This window comes from Microcoleus sp. Z1_B2 (assembly GCF_036700325.1).
Taxonomy (GTDB): Bacteria; Cyanobacteriota; Cyanobacteriia; order Cyanobacteriales; family Microcoleaceae; genus Microcoleus.
This window is the reverse complement of record NZ_JAUBOQ010000006.1, coordinates 102,289-125,497: the sequence shown is the minus strand read 5'-3', so window position 1 is coordinate 125,497 and position 23,209 is coordinate 102,289. Positions and strand designations below refer to the sequence as shown.

The window sequence follows — 23,209 nt, the reverse complement described above, 5'->3', positions numbered from 1 at the left end:
TCATACAAATTACAAACTAACCTAAAATTGCCATGTCAGTATTTGTTGAAGTAGACCACGTTGACCGCGTATTTAACTTGCCCAACGGAGAGCAATACATCGCTCTTAAAAATATCGAACTGAAAATTAAAAAGGGAGAATTCATCACCTTAATTGGGCACTCTGGCTGCGGCAAATCTACGCTGCTAAATATCATCGCCGGCCTCGACAAAGCAAGTCAGGGCGGGATTACTTTAGAAGGGCGGGAAGTCCGCGATCCAGGCCCGGACAGAATGGTGGTGTTTCAAAATTACTCGCTACTACCTTGGCTGACGGTGCGCGAAAATATCGCCCTAGCAGTAAATGAAATTTACAGCGGTAACTCTCAAGAAGATCGGGAGTTGGTGATCGAACACCACATTAAATTGGTCGGACTCGGACACGCGGCCGACAAACGCCCAGGCGAAATTTCTGGGGGGATGAAACAAAGAGTTGCGATCGCCCGCGCCCTGGCGATTCGCCCGAAATTGCTGCTGCTAGACGAACCCTTCGGCGCCCTCGATGCCTTAACTCGCGGCGGTTTGCAAGACCAGTTGATGAAAATTTGCGAGGAAAGCAAAGTCACCAGCGTGATGGTAACTCACGATGTGGATGAGGCTTTATTACTGAGCGATCGCATTGTGATGCTCACCAACGGCCCGGAAGCCCAAATCGGGCAAATCCTCGAAGTGAACATTCCCCGCCCCCGCAAGCGCATGGAAGTTGTCAACCATCCGAGTTACTACGCGCTGCGTAACGAAATGGTTTACTTCCTCAACCAGCAAAAGCGGGTCAAACAGCGCCGGGCCAAACAACAACCCGCTGTCATCGCCCGCAACGGCCTGGAAAAAATCAACCTCGACATCGGCTTTATTCCCCTCACCGACTGCGCCCCCTTAGTAGTAGCTAAAGAAAAAGGATTTTTCAAAGCCCACGGGTTGGAAGAAGTTACTCTCAGCCGCGAACCGGGCTGGAAAGCGATCGCCAAAGGAGTTGCCGAAGGACGGCTGGACGCGGCGCAAATGGTCGCAGGAATGCCGATCGGGATGCTGTTGGGCCTCGACGGTGAAGCCCCTGTACCCGTCTGTAGCGCCATGACGCTCTCTCGCAACGGCAATTCGATTGTTTTCAACAAAGACCTTTACAGACAAGGCATTCGGACATTAGAGGATTTCAAAGCTGCGATCGCCAAGACTCCCGATAAAGTTCACACCTTGGGCATGGTACACTCGGCCTCCATGCACAATCTGCTGTTCCGTTACTGGCTGGCCGCCGGCGGCATCGACCCCGACCTCGACGTGGGCTTGACCGTGATTCCGCCCCCGCAGATGGTATCAAATTTAAAAGCAGGCAACATTGACGGCTACTGTTCAGGCGACCCCTGGAACTCGCACGCAGTCAACAGTGGTACGGGTTTTGTTATGGCCCGTTCCCTGGATATTCTGCCCGGACACATCGAAAAAGTTCTCGGTGTTAGCGAAGATTGGGCTCAGAAATATCCTCAAACCCACCTCGCCCTCGTCAAAGCGCTTTTGGAAGCCTGCGAATACTGCGACGATCGCCGCAACCGCGAAGAAGTCCTAGGATTGATTAGCCAAGAACAATACATCGGCGCCGATCCCAAAGACATCCGTCCAGGGTTCATCGATCCGTACAACTCCGGTACGGAGGCAGAACCAGAAATGCTCTACAATTTCAACCAGTTCTCTGTTGACAAAACCAATTTTCCAGACCGCCTAGAAATGGTGTGGGTGATGGCGCAGATGGCTCGGTGGGGACTGATCCCGTTCCCGAAAAACTGGGTGGAAGTGGTCGATCGAGTTTTGCGGCCCGATGTTTTCGGTCAAGCAGTACGGGAATTGGGTTTGCCGGATATTGCCAGAGATCGCCGGACGATCGAGCTATTTGACGGCACTGTGTTTAATCTCGACGACCCGATCGACTATCTTCACAATGTCAAAATCAAACGCGCCGTCCGCATTGAAGAAATCTTAATTGAACAAATAGGCAGTCAGTGTTCCATCAAACTGCCAGCATAACTAGCAAATAGGAAGAGGGAATGAGGAGCCAGAAATCAGGAAACAAGACTCCACATTTTCCGCTTCCTAACTCCCTAATTTCAAATTCTCAATCGAAATTTGTCATGTCTAATTCATCAACCCAAAATCCAAATCCTGAAAATATGCAAACTCTCAAAACTCCCCAAACAACCAAAATTCAAACGCCAAAGCAAGACTTTCTTACTATTAAAGACGTATCGAAAGTCTACGAAACTCCTAAAGGCCCTTACGTCGTTCTCGACGGTGTAAACCTGACTATTAATGAAGGCGAATTTATTTGTTTGATAGGTCACTCTGGCTGTGGCAAATCAACTTTGCTGAATATGATCGCGGGATTCAACGGGCCGACAAACGGAGAAGTAGCCCTGGAAGGTTCGCAGATTACTGAACCAGGCCCCGATCGCATGGTGGTGTTTCAAAACTACTCGCTGCTACCGTGGCTGACTGCTACAGAAAATATTCACCTCGGTGTTGAAAATGTTTACCCGGAAAAGTCCGCAGACGAACACAATACGATCGTCAAGGAACACTTGGAATTAGTGGGGCTGACCGAAGCTTGTAACAAAAGACCCGGCCAATTGTCCGGGGGAATGAAACAGCGGGTGGCGATCGCCAGAGCCCTGGCAACTCGTCCCAAACTGTTGATTTTGGACGAACCTTTCGGAGCTCTGGACCCGATTACCAGGGAAGAGTTGCAGGAAGAATTGCTGAAAATTTGGCGGCAGGAAAAAATTACCGTCATTATGATTACTCACGATATTGATGAGGCTTTGTTTTTGGCCGATCGCATCGTGATGATGACCAACGGGCCAGCAGCTTCCATCGGCGAAGATATGCACATTCCGTTCAGCCGTCCCCGCAACCGGGCGCGGATTATGGAAGACCCGAAATACTACGAACTGCGTAACTTTGCTTTGGAGTTCCTGTTTTCTCGCTACGCCCACCACGAAGAAGGTGAAGAAACGGACTCGGAGACAGAAGCCGTCGCGCTACCGATGCCATTACCTGCTAGCAAAAAGCCTGCGGTTGCTGATAGGCCTCTTGCACCTGCACCTTTTGTGTCTCACGCTGCCGAACCCTCAGAAGCCTCGTCGATCAAACGTGGCATCCTGGCAGCCTCGTGGTTCGTCGCAATGTTTACTTTAGCTGCGGTCAATATGTCGGTTGTTTCCAGCCAGCTAAAGCAAGCGAAACTAGCAGAAACTGCACCTCCGGCGCCGACTGCCGGGGCGATTGTGAGTTCTCCCCCCAGCCCGCCAATCGCAGCAAGTTCGATCGCACCGAATCCTAGTCCTGCACCCATCGCTGCTGCAAGTCCTGCACCCATCGCTGCTGCTGCCACATCACAGATTTCTGACCAAGCCGAACTCGATGCGATCGGACAGAAGTTGTATGCACAAATCGACCAACAATGGAGAACAACTCCGACATTTACCGAAAGCTTGACTTATCGGGTCAAAGTAAAACAAAACGGCGATATCCTACAGTTCGATCCCACAAATAAAGCAGCTAAAGATTTCGTCAAAGAAACTCCTCTGCCGGTTTTGCAAACTCCTGCCGGTGCCACAGCAGGCGCTGCTGAAAAAACTGCTGAATTCCAAGTAACTTTTAGCCCCAGCAACGGAGGCGTATTAGAAGTTAAAACACAGAAATAGGCGACATAATACTCGCCCACTAAATCTCAGATTGCTATCAACAACAAGGTCAAAAGTAGTATCGGCGCGCTGTTTGAGTCCTGCAACAATTCTTCCTCGCTCCCCTAGGTGGGGTGACAAGATTTAGGGCAGGAGTACCTCTGTTAGAGAGGTATTTAGGAGCGAATATCCACTGACTACAAACCCGATGGCTCGCGAGTTTTAGAAGATAGCGGTTTATTTTAAGTCAGGGTATTGTCCGTTGCTGTGAAGCATTTTTGCGGTAAGTTAGTAATGATTAAAACATTATTTGCAGGAGCCCTCAGTTCCGACTATAATGACGAATTACCAATTACCCATTAGCTTTCAAAAATTAGCATCTAAAATCACCAGATGGAAACTATAAAAACTCTTTGCCCATACTGCGGTGTAGGTTGCGGTCTAGAAGTTGTTGCCGACAAAAAACAAAGTTGGAAAGTGCGGGGCGATCGCAATCACCCATCGAGTCAGGGCATGGTTTGTATTAAGGGAGCAACCGTAGCAGAGTCTATTCGGAGCGATCGGCTAATGTATCCGATGATGCGAGATACTCTCGACCAACCCTTCCGCCGCGCTAGCTGGGACGAAGCTCTCGATGCAATTGTTAACCGCATCCAAACAATTCGCAGCACCAGTGGCCCCGATGCTTTGTGTGTTTACGGTTCGGGTCAATTCGCAACAGAAGATTATTATATTGCCCAGAAACTACTGAAAGGTTGTCTGGGTACTAATAATTTTGATGCTAATTCTCGCTTGTGTATGTCTTCAGCAGTCTCTGGATACGTTCAAAGCTTTGGCTCGGATGGGCCGCCTTGCTGTTACGACGATTTAGAATTAACAGATTGCGCTTTTATTATTGGTAGCAATACAGCGGAATGCCATCCCATCGTATTCAATCGATTAGCAAAATACCACAAAAAGCATCCCCATGTCAAAATGATTGTGGTAGATCCAAGGCGGACTCCGACTGCGGAAGCGGCGGATTTGCACTTAGCAATTAAACCGGGTACCGATATAGATTTGCTTAATGGAATTGCATATTTGCTGTTACGCAGGCAAGCAATAGATTCTGAGTTTATTGAAGAATGCACGGCGAATTTTTCAGCTTTTGCTGAGGTTATTAGCAGCTACACGCCGGATTTTGTAGCCTCGCGCTGCGGCATTACTGTGGGCGAGTTAGAAACGGCGGCAAACTACTGGGAACAGTCGCAGCGCGTTTTGTCTCTGTGGTCGATGGGAATAAATCAGTCGTCGGAAGGCACGGCAAAGGTGCGATCGCTGATTAATTTGCACTTGATGACCGGTCAAATTGGCAAACCGGGATGCGGCCCGTTTTCCCTCACCGGCCAGCCAAACGCGATGGGAGGGCGGGAAGCGGGAGGACTGTCTCACTTGCTCCCAGGCTACCGATTTGTGAAAAATGCTGAACACAGAACCCAAGTCGAGGAATTTTGGGGAATCGCACCGGGAAGTATTTCCCCGAATCCAGGCCGCACAGCTTGGGATATGATCACCGGTTTGGAAACTGGCGAAGTTGAGTTGCTGTGGATTGCAGCTACTAATCCGGTGGTGAGTATGCCGGATTTGGAACGCACGAAAGCCGCTTTGCTGCGATCGCCCTTTACTATTTATCAAGAAGCTTACTATCCCACTGAAACCTCCGCCTACGCTCACATCCTGCTGCCGGCAACGCAGTGGAGCGAAAAAACCGGAGTAATGACCAATTCCGAACGCCGCGTTACCTTTTGTCCCGGTTTCGACACTCCCTCCGGGGAAGCCCGCGACGACTGGAGCATTTTCGCCGAGGTGGGACGGCGGTTGGGTTTTGCCCAACACTTTGCTTTCGAGAACAGTGCGGAGGTTTTTAATGAGTACGTGCAGTTGACGCGGGGCCAGCCTTGCGATATGACCGGCCTGAGCCACGAATACATCCGCCAAGAAGGGCCGCAGCAGTGGCCTTGCCGGGAAAACGAGCCTGTGCATCCAGCGAACGAAGCGAAACGGCTGTATACAGACAGGCGTTTTCACACTCCTGACGCGCGGGCAAGATTTTCGGCCTATCACTCGCGGGGACTGGCAGAACCTCCCGATCCGAATTATCCGTTTGTGTTGACGACAGGGAGACTTTACGGACACTGGCACACGATGACGCGGACGGGGAGAACAGAGAAAATTAATCAATTGCACCCCGATCCGTTTTTGGAAATTCACCCCCGTGATGCTGCCAAATTGCAGATTAAGGAGGGGGATTTGCTGGAAGTTCGATCGCGCCGCGGCAAGGCGCAGTTTCCGGCAAAAGTCACAAAGGCGATCGCCCCAGGTACGCTATTTGTACCGATGCACTGGGGTTCTCTGTGGGCCGAAGGCGCTGAAGCCAATGCCATGACTCATGCTGCAAGCTGTCCAGATTCCAAACAGCCTGAGTTAAAAGCTTGTGCGGTGCAGTTGGTGCTGGTTGGGGCAGAAACTGTCGCAGAAGTTGAGGAATTTAATTGGCAAAAATCCACCCTCGCCGTCACTTCTTGAGCTGCCATCGAACGACGGGATGCTACACATCACCGCCGAACGAGCGGGAACCAGCGGGCGATCGACATGGGGAAGAACGTGGTTGACGTTCGGGGATCTCTGAGTCAATCGCCCTCAGTTGAAAGATTGGAGATTTACTCCACAGATGAATCTGGGATCTTGAACAAGAGTCTAAAATTTTGCACTCTTGGCGACAGGAGTCCGGGGCTTGTATCCGTTTTTAGGATAACAACCTCTCTCGATCGAGCAATTTTGAACCCGGACATACCCTACACATAAATCTTAAATCCCAAATCCCATATCTAAAACCTAAAATCGTTATGCCATTACGCAGCCTAAAAACAGCGTTTCCCCGGCAGAGCCCGGAAACAAGGAAAATTAAATTTATATTAAATTTATTTATTCTGAGTTGTTCCTTCTTGATTGGGAGTTTTTCCTTCCGCAGAATGCCTTCTGGCGAAGGCCTTCTACCTTATTTTTAATTAATTGAGTCAGACAATTGCAGTTTGCACCTATAGGTGCTATGATTTTTTTACAAGGCTTTATTTTCGGCAGTACAGTTCGTTCGATCGGCGTTCCTCCGGATTTAAATCTCTACACCCTCTGATTCTGGAGAATGTTCAATGTCAATCTATGTCGGCAATTTATCCTACGAAGTAACGCAGGAGCACCTCAACCAAACTTTTGGAGAGTACGGTACAGTAAAGCGCGTTCAGTTGCCTGCTGACCGGGAAACAGGTCGGATGCGGGGCTTCGCTTTTGTAGAAATGTCTACTGAAGCCGAAGAAGCCGCAGCCATTGAGGCTCTTGACGGTGCTGAGTGGATGGGTCGCGACCTCAAAGTCAACAAAGCAAAACCCCGTGAAGAACGTCCTAGTGGCGGCGGTAACTGGGGTAACAACGATCGCGGTGGCAATTCTCGTCGCTACTAAACCACCCGAGCTAAATTTTTAGCTATCTTCTATATTGCGTCGGAGCAAGCTGGGAGTCAACCATCATTCTCTGTTGAGAATAGATAGTTAGTTCAGTATTAGCACCGCGCCTTAAAAGCCTCAAAATATTGCTAGACAATAGTTTGAGGCTTTTTTATGGCAAAAATTTATTAAGCAGGAGTTCATCGCGTGCGATCGATTCCTAGCTGACACGAAAAACTATAAAATATAACAGGCAGAGAGAGTCGCCTTCCCCAGTGCCCGGGTTGCCACCGTGAAACCAGGCAATCAGAGAGTTTTGCGCTTGCAAAGCGTACCGAAAAATGACAAAATCATCAAAAATGATGACTAAATCACTGGTATGCTGAAAAAAATATTTAGGCAAATTGCGAAGTTAAGCAATGATGAAAATTTTCTGCATTTTACAGAAAGTGTAGAAGTAATAATATCGAAAGTTTTATCACTGGCGATGATTTTGGTAATTATCGTCAGCGTTGCCGATTTGGTGATTTTTTTAGCACAAGAATTGGCAAACCACACTGATAATTTTTTAAAAGACACGTTGTTTGTGATATTTGGGTTATTTTTAAATGTTTTAATTGCATTGGAAATATTGGAAAATATTACAGCTTATCTGAAAAAGCACGTAATTCAAGTTGAGCTGGTTATTGTAACTTCTTTGATAGCAGTATCTAGAAAAATCATTATTCTTGACTTGGAAAAAAAAACCGCAGCCGACTTGATTGGTTTGGCGACTGCAATTTTCGCGCTTTCCATCAGCTACTTGATAGTGCGGTATACAAATAAAGGAAATGATTAATATTGGAAATTGGGAATTGGGGATTGGGCATTGTTAATAACTAATATCATATCCGGTCGAGCGACCGGACATGATATTATTCCAACAAACCAGGAGGAGGCACAATTTCAATTCTGCCTTGTTCTAAGTCAACCACTGGCACAATCTCTTCCACAAAAGGAATCAATATTTTTGTGGATTTAGGCTCTTTAACACGAATTTTCCGTGGTTTGCGGGTATTTCTGGGGTCAGCGTTTGCTTGGGGAGTTTCAGGCTGTTTTGGCTTTTCTAATTCTGCGGCGACAGTTTCCGGCGCAGTTAGATTCGTTTCTACTTCTAAAAGGTCGTTACCTGCGGGAATAATATCACTTACCTTGCCTAGGATTTCCCCGGTTAACTGGTTAAAAACTTCCATACCGATCAAATCTTGGACGTAAAACTCATCAGATTCGAGGTAAGGTCGATCGGTCTTTTCAACAAACAACTTACAGCCCCGCAGCGCCTCAGCACTATCGCGGTCTTCCACACCCTCTACCTCTACAGCATACAGCCCTTTGCCCGGAATGTAGCGACCGCCCAAAAACTCTATCGGTTCCGGTTCACTTTTGTTAGGGCGCAAAATCCACCGCTTCCCCGGTTCGATAAACCTTTCCGGGAAATCAGAATCGGGATAGACTCGCACTTCCCCGTCCAAACCTTGAGCTGCTACAATTTTACCGATTTCTATCCATTCAGACATAAACTTTTTGGGAATTGGGAATTGGGAATTGGCAATTGGGAATTGGGAATTGGGCATGGGGCATTGGTAGCAGAAAAGCCTTGGTAGCAAACAACAAATAACTAATGACTACTGACTAATGACTAATGACTACTTACTTCTTTACACCAATCCAGTTCTCAGCGCTACAACTGCGGCTTGCACGCGGTCATCCACTGCCAACTTATTCATAATACCGCGAACGTGAGTTTTAATAGTATTTGGACTCAAGTAAAGCGCCGCTGCTATCTCAGGATTGCTGTTACCTTCCACCATTAATTTTAACACCTCCAATTCCCGCTGCGACAACTGACCAAAAGTAGTTGTAGAGGCAGGTATGGGGGGTTTGAGGTGTTCGATGACAGTCCGGGCAATTTGAGGGTCAAGATATGTAGCCCCCTCTGCGGCGGCTGCAATCGCTGCTAACAGCCTGTCTACAGAAGCACCTTTAATGCAATAAGCATCAGCCCCGCTAGAAAGGGCAGCAATAATTTCAGTTTCTGCCGTGTGAGAAGTTAACATTACTACTCTAACTTCTGGCAATTGTGCTTTAATTTGCTGCGTCGCTGCTATGCCGTCGAGCCGTGGCAAACCTATATCCATCACAATGATATCAGGTTTGAGTTTCAGTGCTGCTGCTACGCCTAAATAGCCGTCTTCTGCTTGTCCTACTATTTCTATGTCTGGGGAATCGGCTAAAACTTGCTCTAATCCCAGTTGCATCATCGGGTCATCTTCAACAATTAAAATTTTCATAATACGAAGAAAGTTCGGCAACGGATTGTGTAACGGATGTAACGGATGTCAGGAAGAAGGAAGTTCGGCAACGGATTGTGTAACGGATGTAACGGATGTAACGGATGTAACGGATGTCAGTCCGATGTCCGTCGGAAGAAGGAAGATTACTTAGTTGTTAATATTTTACATGAACTTATACCGAACCAATAACCAATAACCAATAACCACTAACTACTGACTAACTTTTAAAACCTCCACGAATTCGCCCGGTACAATCCAGGTGTCCCCTGGTGGCAAAACTGCTAAACCACTCGTATTTGCGAGATTAATTAAATTAGCTGAATTTTGGGTGCCGCTAGCAGGTTCAAATTCCCAGACTCCGGCAACTAAATGTAGTTTACCCCAAACATAAGTTTCGCGTCTGCCGTGCGATCGCAATTCAGCATTACACCTAGCTTTGACAAACTCCGGCCCCCAAGCATCCGGGCCAAGCCCAGACATCTTTCTCAAAGCAGGCACAACAAACCGCCAACAGCAGACTAAAGCCGAAACCGGATTTCCCGGCAAACCAAAATAGAGACTATCCGAATTTTTTTCACCTCGTTTAAACTCAGCAACCGTTAAAGGTTTCCCCGGCTTAATAGCCACAGAACTAATGTGAACTTTTCCTCCCAAATCTGCCAAAATTTTCTCGACATAATCGTAGTCTCCTACCGAGACGCCGCCCGTAGAAAGCACCACATCCGCCGTCGCAACAGCCCCGGATATCGCCTTGTTTAATGCATCTTCATTATCAGGAACAATGCCCAATCGAATCGGTTCAAATCCCATTTGTGCCAACAAAACTGTCAAAGCATACTGATTCGAGTCTACCAGTTTCCCCGGTGCCAAAGGTTCGTCAGGCGATACCAATTCGTCACCAGTAGAAAAAATTGCCACCCGCAGCCGCCGATAAACTGGAACTTGAATGCACTGGGCAGTTGCTAACACTGCCATTTCTGGGGCATTGATAACTGTACCGGGAGTTAGCAAAGTTGTTCCTGCTTGATAAAAAGCGCCTTTGTGCCTAACAAATGCTTGCGGTTTTTCAGGAGAAACTAAGATAAAAATACGATCGCCCTCACGCCTTGTTTCTTCCTGCATTACCACCGTATCAGCACCCGCAGGCATCACCCCCCCCGTAAAAATTCGCGCCGCTTGCCCCGATTTTACGGTATTTTGAGGCTGATATCCGGCTGGAATCTCTTCAACTACTTCGAGTACCACTGGTTTTTCGGCGCTACAGTTTTCCACATCAGCAAACCGCACCGCGTACCCATCCATTGCTGAATTATCCCAATAAGGAAAATCAAGGGAACCAGTGACGGCAGCAGCCAAAATGCGCCCCGATGCTGCCAGCAAGTCTACAGTTTCTACATCCCGCTGACTGTCGAGGGGTTGCACCAAATTTAGAACGATCGATTCTGCTTCTTTCACTGACAGCATGACTGTCTCCTTGTTTTGATAACACTCATGATTAAGTTTAGCAAAATATCCAGAGATATTGGTGATATAATTTTTTTTGATTTGGGCAGTAAACCTAATTTTTGGTGTTAATTGCTTATGACTATTTCTCGTTTGGTTGTTAGACTCAATTGTTTATCCTTATTTGTGGTGGCGATACTGATATTTTTCACTCAACTTTCCGGGTTAAAAGTCAGCGATTTATTCTTGCCGCCTTATTCTTATCCCCATCCCAATGTCGCTTTGTTAACTCGGACTTTTCAAGTTTTATGTTCTGTACCCGTCATTATTTGTACTTTCACCTATAAATTAGCTCAAAGTATTCAACCGCGCACTTCAGAAAATCGATTTATTCTGTTTTCGGCTTTGTTAACAGGTGGATTTTTACTAAATGAAATTTACAGAATTCATATATATATGGTAGCAGGGGGAATTCCTAAGCTCGGAGTAAGTCTTTTATACGCCGTGGTTTTGTCCTCCTACGGATGGTTTTTTCGGCGAGAACTACAGTTAACTCCCTACCAAATATTCTTAGCGGGTGTAGGCTTGTTGTTTTTTGCGATCGGCGTCGATGCCCTGCATATAAAAAACAAAATATTCTCCAGTTTACTAGAGGGACTACCTAAACTGTTTAGCGAAATCAACATTGCATTTTATTATTGGTATGTCTGTAAGTGTTTCCTCCAAAAAGCGTTTGATAAAACTATTAATAGCTAGTTATAAGGATGTGATATAATGAGCAAAAGTGCATAAAAAGATATCCATTAAATCCTCTTAACCCTTAATAATATTTACAGCATCTGCATCGCTCGGCATTGAGCCGCATTCATATACATAATCTGGCTTAAAAGTCCCAACGCATCCTGATAAAATACCATGATAGCAGTTACCATTAACTTCAACTCGATCGCCAAAATAACCGACGACCAATTTTATCAACTGTGTCGCGAAAACCCCGATGTCAAATTTGAACGCAACGCCGAAGGAGAAATAATCGTTATGCCACCCACAGGAGGAGAAACCGGAAATTACAATTCAGAAATTAATGCGGATTTTGTGATTTGGAACCGACAAACTAAACTGGGAATTTGTTTCGATTCTTCAACTTGCTTCAAACTGCCAAGCGGTGCCAACCGTTCTCCCGATGTCTCTTGGATTGAAAAATCAAGATGGGATGCACTCACTCCCGAACAAAAACAAAAATTCCCTCCCATTGCCCCGGATTTTGTCTTAGAGTTAATGTCGCCGACAGACAGCCTCAAAGATACTCAAGACAAAATGCAAGAATACATGAATAACCAAGTCAAATTAGGCTGGTTAATCAACCGCAAAACCCGGAGAGTCGAAATCTATCGCCAAGGACAAGAAATAGAAGTTTTGGAATGTCCAACAGAACTTTCAGGAGAAGATGTTTTGCCCGGTTTCGTGCTAAACTTGCGATCGCTGTGGACATAATAGCTAAATCCGAAGCCGAGAAACCGGGTTTTTTCCCGAATCTGCGGGTGGCATCGAAGTATGTATTAAAAAACCCGGTTTCTGAGTCCCTAATCTGCGTTAAAAAAATCTAATGGAAACTAAAGAAACAACTTCCCTAACAGCCGAACAGCACAAACAAAAAATGCAGCGCCGACAAGAAGTACAGGCGCAGCGAATTGCCGGGGCTTCCAAAGACAAAGGTTTAATAATTGTCAATACGGGTAACGGGAAAGGCAAAACCACGGCAGCTTTGGGAATGGTTGTGCGATCGCTCGGTCACGGATACCGCGTCGCCATAGTACAATTTATCAAAGGAGCTTGGGAACCCGCAGAAAAAGCGGTTTTTCAACTCTGGGAAAAACAGCTAGAATTCCACGCAATGGGAGAAGGCTTTACTTGGGACACGCAAGACCGCGATCGAGATATCGAAACAGCTCAAAAAGCCTGGGAAAAATCCCTAACTTTTATCTGCAATCCCGAATTTAAATTAGTTCTTCTAGATGAAGTTAATATAGCATTAAAACTAGGTTATTTGCAAGTAGAGCAAGTGCTTTCTGGGTTAGACCAAAAACCCGAAGAAACCCACATTATTTTAACAGGCAGAGGCGCCCCGCCCGCGCTAATCGAACGGGCCGACTTGGTGACAGAAATGACTTTAGTTAAGCATCCATTCCGAGAACAAGGGATTAAAGCTCAAGCAGGTATTGAGTATTAATGTTGTTGGTCTTCAAAAGTTTAGTCCTAATTAGCTAAAAGCTGATTGGGAGTGGACTGATATTATGTCCGGTCGATTACCCCCAATACGGTAGGGGATCCCCTCACGAAAAATATCTGCCAATAATTGACAATCTCAAAAACCCGCCCTTTTAATCGCGGTAACTCGATCGGACATGATATGAAGCCCTGACTACAAACCGTATTTATGTTGTTTCTAGTCAGGACTTTTTACCAAATCTAAAATCTAAAATCTAAAATCTAAAATCGAGCTATGCTGGCAACATCAGAGTAAAAGTTGACCCCTTGCCAAACTCGCTAGTCACAGTAATTTCTCCCCCCAGCATCTGAGAGTATTTCTGCGCTATTGCCAAACCCAAACCCGTTCCTCCGTACTTGCGGGTAGTCGAAGCATCCGCTTGCGTAAAAGGTTGAAATAACTTTTGTAGCTGTTCAGGAGTAATCCCAATCCCCGTATCAGTACAGTTAAAAATCAACTGTTCCGAATCCCAACTATTCTCGTCATTTTTAATTCTTTCAACGCTGAGTGTAACTGTTCCTTTATGAGTAAACTTAGCTGCATTACTGAGCAAATTAAACAAAATTTGAGTAAACTTAATTTGATCGGAATACAATTTGCCAATATTATTAGGACACTCCACATTCAGGCGATTAGTGTTTCGCAAAAATAGCGGTGCAACAGTTTTGGCTACATCTTGAACTGCCTCCGACACGTCAAAAGTTTCTAATTCAATTTCGGCGTGACCAGCTTCAATCTTCGACAAGTCCAGAATATCATTAATTAAGGAAAGTAAAAGCTGGCCTGAATTGTGAATTCTCTCCAAATCCGACACAAAATTTTCTTCGCCTAAATCAACAGCCTCTTCTTGCAGGATCTCGCTGTAACCGATAATCGCATTCAGAGGAGTTCGCAGTTCGTGGCTCATGTTAGCCAAAAACTGACTTTTAGCCAAATTAGCTGCTTCTGCTGCTTCCTTTGCCTTGTAGAGTTCTGCCTCGGCTTGCAAGCGGTCGGTCACATCGTGAGCCAGCACTAATTCAGCATTTCTGCTATCAAATACCAGAGCATAAGAAGTAATTTCTACATCAATAATTGTTCCGTCTTTTTTCTGGTGCTGCCACACACCTGCAAACTCAATACCGGCATCTACTTGGGATATATTTTCTAGCAATTTCGGCAGATATTGGGGGGGACGAATGTCCGCAACGGTCATGTTGAGAAATTCGTCGCGAGTGTAGCCGTAGTGTTGGATAGCAGCCTGATTGACGGCTATAAATTCCTGAGTTTCTAAATCGTAAACCCACATCGGATGGGGGTTATTTTTAAACAAAAGTCTGTAGCGTTCTTCCGAGGCTCGTAGTTCGGCTTCGGCTTGCTTACGCTCGGTAATGTCACGGACAACCGTGCAAATAATCTCGCGGCCACCGTAGGAAATCACGCTCCCGCTCACTTCTACATCCACGCAGGAACCGTCTCGGCGGCGGTAGAGAACTTCGCCAATTCTGAATTGTTTGTCCGTCAGCAGTAACTCGATATTGTTGTCAATTAGGTCTTTAGAGTAAGCGATGATATCGTAAATAGTTAGTTGCGAAATCGCATCAAGATTGTAATCTAGCAGGTCTCTAAACGCTGTATTGGCTTCCAAAAGGCGTTTGGTTTGAGCGTCCCACAGGAATATACAATCTGTAGCTTGCTCGACTACGGCTCGGTAGCGGGCTTTTTCCTCAAGTTGTTCGCTGTCGGCGATCGCGATCGCACTCAACATTCCGTTGATAGTATGGGCAAGGTCGGACAACTCGTCTTCCCCCGTCACCGGTAGTCGCACCGAGAGGTCTTGACTGCTGCTGACGCGGTTGACTGCTTTCGCTAAACCGCTCAACCGAGACAGCACCAGACGCTCTAGCAGTAGCAGAGTGCAGCCGATCAACCCAATTCCCACTAACGCTACAGACACCAGCAGGTACAGCAAACTAATTTGACCTTGCCGATATATTTCTCTGGGAATATCCACCCGCAATAGCAGCGCAGGTTGGTTGTAAATATCGCGGATCAGGGCGTAACCTGCGATCGAATCTTCGCTTAAAGGACGCACCAAAATCGGTTTTTTTTCCGACAGTTTCTCCCGCACTTGCTCAAAGTCTGCAGGCAACCTAGCCTCATTCACGCTGTGTACGATTAGCGGCAAGCGAGTAATTTTAGAAACCTTCGCAATGCCTGCAGCATCCAAATTGCGCCCGAAGATCAGCGTACCTCGGATCGGGCCGGTGCTTTTAGTCGTGAGAATAGGCCGAGAAGTAATCAGTATTGGCCCTGACGGTAGCAGCATGATACCAGCGAGGCTGCTTTTGGCGTTGGGGTGCTGCAACAGCGGGTCGCTTAGAGAAATACGCTGTTTTAATGCTTCTGGAACAGGAGTTAATTTCAGCTTTTCGCTGTCTAAACCTGTACCGTAAACTATTTTGCCAGAAGTATTGACAAATACGGCTATATTAACTCTTATATTAGCCAGCCCTTCTGGAATTAAATTGGAGTCAATGAATTCTGAGTTGCGGTTTTGGATAAAATCGTAGGTGTCGTCCCACGCAGACCAGTCGGCAAAGCGCGAGTTGAAGTCGTCGGCAGTTTGCCCGAACACGCTGAGCACTCCCTTGACAACCTGTGTGGCTTCTTGTTCCTCTGCTTTGATCAGGCTGCCCAAGAGGATACTTGAGGAGGCGACATACAGAATCCCAGTCAATCCAGCGATGGTAATGCCAATTATCGATAGTGTTTTCCGACGCAGTTTCATTTTGCCATGTGTGTGGTGTCCGTCCGAAGAAATTCTCAACTCAGGAGCAATTTTACTACTGTTTCCTGAAGCCTGACCGAAAGCAATTTGGTCCGGGCGCCCCCGATGTATCAGTGGGGTTGCTTTCTTCAAATCTCAAATCTCAAATCTCAAATCTCAAATCAAGAGCAATTTTACTACTGTTTCCTGAACCCTGACCGAAAGCAACTTGGTTCGGGGGCGCCCGATTTATCAGTGAGGTTGCTTTCTTCAATTCTAAAATCTCAAATCTCAAATCTAAAATCTAAAATCTAAAATCTAAAATCGATTGACTGGTGGCGCAGCGCGTGTTTCCTACTTTTCCCACACCTGCTCTTTGTGAGCTTCCGTGCAAAGACCCAAGATGCGATGATCGTTCTCGCTGATGGTAGAAATTGGGTAATACTGTTCCAGATTTACCGAGTAGGGAGAGCGACTGCCGTCGTAAGTGTCCACTACTGTTAAATTTAACTGAGTTCGATCGCCCGTGCCGTAAAAACAGTAAAAAGCAGACCGAGGTAGGTAAAAAGCGCCGACCACCTTACTCTGTCGCATTTCAAATACAAAATATTCTTGTTTAAGTTCCTCTGGCTTGCTCGACTGACCGTAGAGGTAAATGCCATCTGCTAAACCTGTGCTAGCTGTATCTGGGGGAGGGTTTGGGGGAGATTGCGAGCTTAAAACGCCGGATTTGATCTCCGAGTTGTGCGATCGGCCTGCGGGTAATGCGATGCTCAAGTTACCGGGCAACAGAGCAAGCACGATCGCGATCGCTTCTAAACTTCCTGTCAATATCAAATAAGTCAAAACCACTCCAGACCCCAAAATTTAAAATAACTGGTTCCAAGCGCCTCTTGTACCAGTTTCACCAAGATTGTAGAGAAACCGGGTACTTGGCTTAATGTTGGCTATTAACTTGAATGAACGATCGCCCGCCCGGTTCCTGAACTTAAATCTAAGATTAGTTTGGACAAATTTTGCCTCCGCCCCGATCGGGCGATCGACCCGTCAATCGATTGCGCGATTTTAGATTTTAGATTTTAGATTTTAGAATTGAACCATTGACTTGCGCGAGATAAATACGTTCGGCAAGTTTCTCGGATACAGGTTTTTTATTTCTGGACGGATGAATCACGTGGCGGGTATCCTGGATGCGGGAATTGTCAAATGATACCATTTTAGATTTGAGATTTTATATTAAAGAATTAAATAATTTGGCGTGACCTATTCCATAAGGGTTTGGAGCACCGGCCTACAGTCCATTCTTTTTTAACTGGTATAAAATTATCCTTCCCAGCAGGGCCAACACGAAAAAAAAAGTTGAGATTTCTCAAAATCTCAACTTTTTTAGTGACTAACTAGCCAAGTATTCTCGGACTTGAGATTGGCGGCGGCGCAGGTGGGCAAGGGCTTGATGTTCTAGCTGCCTCACCCGTTCCCGGCTGAGATTTAACCGTTCTCCGACTTTCGCCAGTGACATTTCAGTGCCGTCTTCCAAACCGAAGCGCAGAATTATTACATCTCGCTGCTGGGGGGTAAGTTCTGATATCAAAGTATCGAGGTCTTGCCGCAGCAATTCCGAGGTAATGTAGTTGTCTGGAGATGCAGTTTCGTCTTCTAAGAGTTCTTGCAGTTCGGTATCTTGGTTGTCTCCTACCCGCAAGTCCAAAGAAACTGGATGTCTTGCCATCAGCAGATATTCCCGAATTTGGGAAGGGTGCAGTTCCAAGGCCGCGGCAATTTCCCCAGGGGAGGGAGACCGGCCCAACTGCTGGGTGAGTTCCCGCTGCACTTTTTTGATTTTGTTGAGTTTTTCGGTGATGTGAATTGGCAATCGAATTGTGCGGGCGTGTTGGGCGATCGCGCGAGTAATTGCTTGCCGAATCCACCAGTAGGCGTATGTGGAAAATTTGTATCCCCGCATCGGGTCAAATTTTTCGACTCCTCGTTCTAAACCAAGGGTGCCTTCTTGAATTAAATCCAAGAATTCCATATTGCGTTTCTGGTATTTTTTGGCGATCGCCACTACTAGCCGCAAATTCGCTTCAATCATCTTTTGCTTGGCCCGCCGCCCTATGTGTAAGATGCGGCTAAGTTCAGGTTCGGTCAACTCCATTTCGGCGGCCCACTCTTGATCTGTCAGATCCCGCTGCCATTCTTTAGCAAGTGCTTGTTTTGCTTCGATTAATTTCATCATTTGCTGCACCTGCTTCCCGAAAACAATTTCTTCTTCTCGGGTTAGCAGGGGTACGCGACCGATCTCGTGCAGATAGGTACGAACCGTATCCGTTGAGGAGTATGGCCGGCTGCCCATGCGATCGGCTTTCACTGTTTTGTTTTTGGGGGTTGTGGTGGACATGGGTGAGTATTGCACTCCTTGTAACAACAGATAAAAAGTTGGTGATACCCTGTCCCACTTTTGCAAGTGGGATAAAGACTGCGACAAAGGGGATGTTTCCCCTCTTGTTTATCGGTGACGATCGGTAGAAGCTTTTTGTTTGGGATTACTTTTGTGCTTGATTTCCAGTAATCGCCGTCGATTTTCGGTAGTTCGCTAGCTTTAACGGCTAGTTCAAGGCGAAGTGGAGCAAGAGTTTAGTTTTCTCAATATTATTCCCAATTTTGAGGATCGTAAAGAGTAAAAACCTCTGTCTTAAGGTCAAGATTCTACATTTTTCCTTAAGGTTTTGAATTCCCTGTTAGTTTTAACTGCAACTCAACTTAACAATACTCATGCAAACAGACTCATGCTATTCGAGGGCTTTGTTTTGCTCTCTGTTCCATCATCGCTTGAAATTTTCTCGCTGCCTAGATGGTAGGATGCGAGATAACCGAACTCGATCGCCGTATTAGATGCCAGTAACTGTTTAAAATATTTATTGACATTTTGATTTAAATATGCTAAGCAAATTCTGCTACGAGTAACGACAAGGTGTATAAAGGCTGGCTGTTGCCCTGTTTGACTTTCATTGTGCCCCTAGGCTCCATCATCTCCATCATGTTTAAGCTTAAGCAAATTTTGGGCCGTTAGGGATGAGGGGTAAGGGGGTGAAAGGGGAAAAGCTTCTGACTCAAAGCTGGGGCCTAATTTTTTGGACGTTCGATCGCAATTTCTAGTTTATAACTGAGGCAAAAATCAGATATTTCTGTCATTGCCAGCGATCGCCAATTGTTCGCAAAGACTAATTTACAGTAACATTTGCCTAAGTTCTGTAAGGAATCTAGCAGTTGTCAATCTAAAATCCTAAATCCATTTTAGCAGATTCTGCCTCGGCAAATACTTGTTCATCGGGCATTTCTTGCCAGTCAATATCCCCAATTTCTCTGTAGAATTGCTCGTCGTAAGGACGAGTTTGCACGACTACGGGCATCGGTACGGCGTGGCCCAAAACTAATGCTTGCTGTTTGGAGTCGAGTTTTGCCAAAACCGATCGCAAACTCTGCCCTCCCGAAACGCCGGTAAAAATAGCATCGATGTCTTTATCATCGTTTAGCAAGGCTGTGATGCGTGTTCCGACTTGCGACATGACTTCCGCGTCGATTCCTGACGGGCGCTGGTCTACAATCAGCAGGGTGACGAAGTATTTTCGCATTTCTCTGGCAATTGTACCGAAAATAGTCGATCGCACGATCGCCGGATCGAGAAAGCGGTGAGCTTCCTCAATGGTAATCACCAAGGGCTGCGGGCGATCGCACGGATTTTTACTCTGCAAAAACTTCTCAGCTTTGCGTACATAAGCTTCGTGAATGCGGCGAGTAATCACATTTGCCGCTAACATATAGGACAGCAAATCCGAGTGCGAACCGAACTCAATTACTACATTCTTCCCACCATCTAAACACTGCAAAACTTCAGTTACATAATTTTTGGGACAGCGTTTCCGAATGTATTTCAAATCGTTTAAACGCTCTAATTTCCGCTGCAAAGCCATAATCGAAGACTTATTTCCCCGCTTTTCTTCGCAAAACCTTGAAATATCTTCATTGCTCATTTCCAGCAACTTGTTGATCCAACCGCTACCCAACTCGTTTCGCAAAATGATCGCATTTTCGATACTAGCTTCCGACAAATTCAACTCTCTCTGTACGAGGGAGATATCTTCCACTTCAATTTGATCGAAACTCAAAAACAACTCTTGAGCGTCGCGGACTCCCCGGCGTTTTGTCGATTCTGGATCGAGGGTATAAATCTGCATTTTATCGGGAAATAACTGCCGCAAACCTTTAACAGTGCTGAACTGTTTCCCTTCCGAAACAGCTTCCCACCCGTACTCCGAGTGCATATCGAAAATTAAATTAACAGCAGCTTGCTTGCGAATAATTCCCGACAATAGCAAGCGCGTCAGAAAAGATTTTCCCGTTCCCGACTTCCCAAAAACGCCGTTGCTGCGTTCCACAAATCGATCTAAATCCAAGCACACAGCAACGTCCATGTCAATCGGTTTGCCGATCGCAAAATTGCGGCGATACGGGTCATCTTCCCAGCCAAAAACCGCCCGAAAATCAGTTTCTTTGGCATCAAACACCTGGGAAAAGTGGCTGGGAATAGTTTTGACCGGCAGCAACTCAATATCCGCGCCACTTTGTGGCTCAAAAGATCCCAAATTTCCTAACGCCAGCTTATTCTCACGAACTCCGCCGTTTTTCGTTGGGTCGAAAATTGCCTGCTGTTTTTCTCTCTCAGCAGTCAACATCAACATCGGCGATAGTTCGATCGTACCGTAGGTGCTGCTACCTGCTAGCACTGCGAGCAGAAAATCGTCGTCGGGATTGGGAGGATTCGATAAAATGCGGGCGCTAGAAGTTCCCAGAGAAACGTCGGTGAGCATACAGAAAAAGTGCGATCGCACCCCCCGCACTACTAGAAATTTCCCGACCCTCATATCTTCCACCGAAACATCGGCGTGCAGTCGCACTTCTAATCCCTTGCTCAGGGAACCTTGAATAACAGAGCCTAACGGTCGATCCATTTTAGATTTTAGATTTTAGATTTTCGATTGTTAATAATCGAGCAATTTTCGCGGGGCGAGTTTTGATTGTAGATTTTTGATTGTTAACAGTCAACTAATTACCATTCCGATTCTAGTGGCAATTCAAAAAAACTCGGACTCAGATCTAGATCTGTCAAATCCGTTTCGCTCAAATAAGCGTCGGTCAAAAATACCCCTTTTAAACTTGCGCCTTTGAGGTTAGTACCTTTCAGGTTAGCACCTCTGAGATTAACTCGGAATAAATGAGCATCGCTCAAGTCGGCCTCAGTTAAATCTGCTCCCTCCAAATTTACTCTCATCAAATCTGCTTTTCGGAGATCGGCTTCGTTTAACTTAGCGCCACTGAGGTCAGCTTTTGTCAAATCTACACCTCTTAAGTCTGCCCCGCTCAAGTTCGCGAACAGCAAAGTAGCTCCGGTGAAATCTGTCTCCCTCAAATCGGCATCCCTTAAATTAGCGCCACTGAGGTCAGCCCTTGTTAAGTCTACACCCCGGAGGTCAGCAGAACTCAAGTTTACTTGGTGTAAAATTGCGCCGCTTAAATCGGCTCCTCTTAAATCAGTTCCCTCCAAGTTTGCACCTTTGAGGTAAGCTTTTTTTAAGCTAGCTCTGCTGAGGTCTACATTTTTGAGATTGACCGAAGTTAAGTTAGAAGCGCTCAAATTAGCTCCGCTTAAATCTGACCCGTTTAAGTCGGCTCCGGTTAAATTTACCCCTTGCAGCGATACATTGGGAGCAATTAAATAAGCTCCGCCCAGACTGGGGTCGATACCTTCTGAAAACAAAGTCTGGTTGCTGTAAACAGCTTTCTCCAAAATCGTGCCGCTCAAACTAGCTTCCCTCAAGTCCGCTCCGCTGAGGTTGGCTCCTGCTAAGTTTGCCCGATCGAGTTTGGCACCAAATAAAATAGCTTTGTATAAGTTTGTCCGCCGCAAATCGGCTCCTTTTAAATCCGCTTCGGTCAAATCTACCATAGCCAGATTTAAGCCAGGGAGCGAAGCATTGGGAGCTAGCAAAAATGCTCCCATTGCACCCGGATCAATATCATCGGGAAAGATAGTCCGGTTGTTGTATACGGCCTTGTCTAAAATGGCGCCGCTCAACTGAGAACCGCGTAAATCCGCCCCACTGAGGTTGGCTCTGGTTAAGTTGGCTTCGTGGAGATTTGCTCCTACTAAATTAGCCTTGATCAAACTTGCTTGTTTGAGGTTGGCGCCCGTGAATTCGGCTCCTACGAGATTAGCTTCTCGGAGGACAGCACCAGTCAAATCAGCTCTAGTGAGGTTAGCTAAATTAAGAAATGATTCAGATAAATCCGCCCCGCTGAGATTAGCGCCTGTGAGATCGGCTTCAATCAGGTCTGCATACCTGAGCATAGCGCCGCTGAGGTTAGTTTCTCGGAGATCCGTGCCTCGGAGGTTGGCTCCCCGGAGTTCCGCACCGCCAAGGTTGGTGCCTTTAAGTGCTTGTCCCCTGAGATCGAGTCGGTGCAAAAAGTCACCAACGTTCATTTCCATGTCAAATTCACCCTCTCTATTCCGATACTTTTTTCCTAACCTTTGAAATTAAGTTAGATATTCTGAAAGTACCTTTGCTGAGTTCTGGTCAAAACCATTGTAATCATCAATAGCCACAACTGGTGCATCTGGCGGATAGTGTTCTGGAATATTGTCAATGGCTACCCAAGGTGAGTTTTGTGCTTGGTTTTCTCGAAGATACTCAAGAACTTCCTGGTGTCGTAAATATTTGTGTTGGTGAATATTTTTGGGGTTGAGAAAAGGGGTGAATCCGATAATACGGATAGCGATATCTGGTGAAAATAATGGAGGTATTACCTCGAAGGGGAATATTTCACGCCCGGATGATGAAATTACTACTCGCGCATGATAGATAGGAACGAAGGACATTCTCAAAGTGATTAAGGCAATCTGAATTGAATTTCATTCTGTCTGTTGGCAAGCTCGATGTTTCATGTCTTCTGTCAGGAATAAGTACACCATTAATGTCTGAAAAATGTAACATTAACTAAAAGTTAAGTTGAATAATTTATTAATTATTAATACTGCTTAATAATATAAATTTCCATCGACGATGCTCTCTCAAGTGCTCGCTGCATCGACTTGTTATATCATGTCCGATCGCTTGACCATAATATCTCGGTCGGGCGGGTTTTTGAGATGGTCAATTATGGGCC

The 23,209-nt window shown here is 46.1% G+C and carries 18 protein-coding genes; 9 read left to right on the top strand and 9 right to left on the bottom strand.

Translation table 11 applies throughout. The annotated features are described in order from the left end of the window. Positions 1–32 precede the first annotated feature (32 nt). The 5 genes from QT984_RS05180 (at position 33) to QT984_RS05160 (ending at position 8,029) form a co-directional block, all read left to right on the top strand. Positions 33–2,057, top strand: a complete 2,025-nt coding sequence (locus tag QT984_RS05180) for a nitrate ABC transporter ATP-binding protein (protein ID WP_333056181.1) — start codon at positions 33–35, stop codon at positions 2,055–2,057. 104 nt (positions 2,058–2,161) lie between these two features. After that, positions 2,162–3,733 (top strand): nitrate ABC transporter ATP-binding protein, encoded by a 1,572-nt coding sequence (locus tag QT984_RS05175; protein WP_333373416.1) that lies wholly within the window; start codon positions 2,162–2,164, stop codon positions 3,731–3,733. A 372-nt stretch (positions 3,734–4,105) separates the two neighbouring features. Then, on the top strand, positions 4,106–6,277 hold the full coding sequence (locus tag QT984_RS05170; RefSeq protein WP_333056179.1) for a nitrate reductase: 2,172 nt from the start codon (positions 4,106–4,108) through the stop codon (positions 6,275–6,277). 623 nt (positions 6,278–6,900) lie between these two features. Beyond that, positions 6,901–7,209, top strand: a complete 309-nt coding sequence (locus QT984_RS05165; protein WP_015179102.1) for an RNA recognition motif domain-containing protein — start codon at positions 6,901–6,903, stop codon at positions 7,207–7,209. A 361-nt stretch (positions 7,210–7,570) separates the two neighbouring features. Next, positions 7,571–8,029: a phosphate-starvation-inducible PsiE family protein gene (locus tag QT984_RS05160; RefSeq protein ID WP_333056178.1), complete on the top strand. Its 459-nt coding sequence runs from the start codon at positions 7,571–7,573 to the stop codon at positions 8,027–8,029. Between the two features lie 76 nt (positions 8,030–8,105). On the opposite strand, the gene rimM is transcribed toward QT984_RS05160, so the two are convergent. Together rimM and QT984_RS05150 are read right to left on the bottom strand one after the other, a co-directional pair. After that, on the bottom strand, positions 8,106–8,747 hold the full coding sequence (rimM, locus tag QT984_RS05155; RefSeq protein ID WP_333056199.1) for a ribosome maturation factor RimM: 642 nt from the start codon (positions 8,745–8,747) through the stop codon (positions 8,106–8,108). Between the two features lie 141 nt (positions 8,748–8,888). Then, the gene (locus QT984_RS05150; RefSeq protein WP_333056177.1) at positions 8,889–9,521 is read right to left on the bottom strand and encodes a response regulator transcription factor; all 633 of its coding nucleotides are present in this window, start codon (positions 9,519–9,521) and stop codon (positions 8,889–8,891) included. A 25-nt stretch (positions 9,522–9,546) separates the two neighbouring features. On the opposite strand from QT984_RS05150, the gene QT984_RS05145 reads away from it, so the two are divergent. Next, positions 9,547–9,675, top strand: a complete 129-nt coding sequence (locus tag QT984_RS05145) for a hypothetical protein (RefSeq protein WP_333056176.1) — start codon at positions 9,547–9,549, stop codon at positions 9,673–9,675. Between the two features lie 59 nt (positions 9,676–9,734). Here QT984_RS05145 and QT984_RS05140 read toward each other — a convergent pair whose 3' ends face one another. After that, positions 9,735–10,988: a molybdopterin-binding protein gene (locus QT984_RS05140; protein ID WP_333208476.1), complete on the bottom strand. Its 1,254-nt coding sequence runs from the start codon at positions 10,986–10,988 to the stop codon at positions 9,735–9,737. Positions 10,989–11,105: 117 nt separating this feature from the next. Between QT984_RS05140 and QT984_RS05135 the strand changes: the two genes are divergently transcribed. The 3 genes from QT984_RS05135 (at position 11,106) to cobO (ending at position 13,197) form a co-directional block, all read left to right on the top strand. Then, positions 11,106–11,723 carry a hypothetical protein gene (locus QT984_RS05135; protein WP_333261832.1) on the top strand — a complete coding sequence of 206 codons (618 nt, stop codon included), beginning with the start codon at positions 11,106–11,108 and terminating at the stop codon, positions 11,721–11,723. A 159-nt stretch (positions 11,724–11,882) separates the two neighbouring features. Further along, the gene (locus QT984_RS05130; protein WP_333056173.1) at positions 11,883–12,461 is read left to right on the top strand and encodes a Uma2 family endonuclease; all 579 of its coding nucleotides are present in this window, start codon (positions 11,883–11,885) and stop codon (positions 12,459–12,461) included. Positions 12,462–12,573: 112 nt separating this feature from the next. After that, positions 12,574–13,197, top strand: a complete 624-nt coding sequence (gene cobO / locus QT984_RS05125; RefSeq protein WP_333056172.1) for a cob(I)yrinic acid a,c-diamide adenosyltransferase — start codon at positions 12,574–12,576, stop codon at positions 13,195–13,197. A 271-nt stretch (positions 13,198–13,468) separates the two neighbouring features. On the opposite strand, the gene QT984_RS05120 is transcribed toward cobO, so the two are convergent. The 6 genes from QT984_RS05120 to QT984_RS05095 all read right to left on the bottom strand — a co-directional run bounded on the left by QT984_RS05120 (position 13,469) and on the right by QT984_RS05095 (position 22,922). Further along, positions 13,469–16,006 (bottom strand): CHASE4 domain-containing protein, encoded by a 2,538-nt coding sequence (locus tag QT984_RS05120; protein ID WP_333056171.1) that lies wholly within the window; start codon positions 16,004–16,006, stop codon positions 13,469–13,471. A 333-nt stretch (positions 16,007–16,339) separates the two neighbouring features. Continuing rightward, positions 16,340–16,837, bottom strand: a complete 498-nt coding sequence (locus QT984_RS05115) for a hypothetical protein (protein ID WP_333056170.1) — start codon at positions 16,835–16,837, stop codon at positions 16,340–16,342. Positions 16,838–17,378: 541 nt separating this feature from the next. After that, positions 17,379–18,383 carry an RNA polymerase sigma factor, RpoD/SigA family gene (locus QT984_RS05110; protein ID WP_333056169.1) on the bottom strand — a complete coding sequence of 335 codons (1,005 nt, stop codon included), beginning with the start codon at positions 18,381–18,383 and terminating at the stop codon, positions 17,379–17,381. Positions 18,384–19,260: 877 nt separating this feature from the next. Beyond that, the gene (locus tag QT984_RS05105) at positions 19,261–20,994 is read right to left on the bottom strand and encodes an ATP-binding protein (protein ID WP_333373410.1); all 1,734 of its coding nucleotides are present in this window, start codon (positions 20,992–20,994) and stop codon (positions 19,261–19,263) included. A gap of 98 nt (positions 20,995–21,092) precedes the next feature. Then, the gene (locus tag QT984_RS05100) at positions 21,093–22,532 is read right to left on the bottom strand and encodes a pentapeptide repeat-containing protein (protein WP_333056164.1); all 1,440 of its coding nucleotides are present in this window, start codon (positions 22,530–22,532) and stop codon (positions 21,093–21,095) included. A 48-nt stretch (positions 22,533–22,580) separates the two neighbouring features. Continuing rightward, a complete protein-coding gene (locus QT984_RS05095; protein WP_333056163.1) occupies positions 22,581–22,922 on the bottom strand; it encodes an HAD domain-containing protein in 342 nt (113 codons plus the stop codon). Positions 22,923–23,209: the final 287 nt, after the last annotated feature.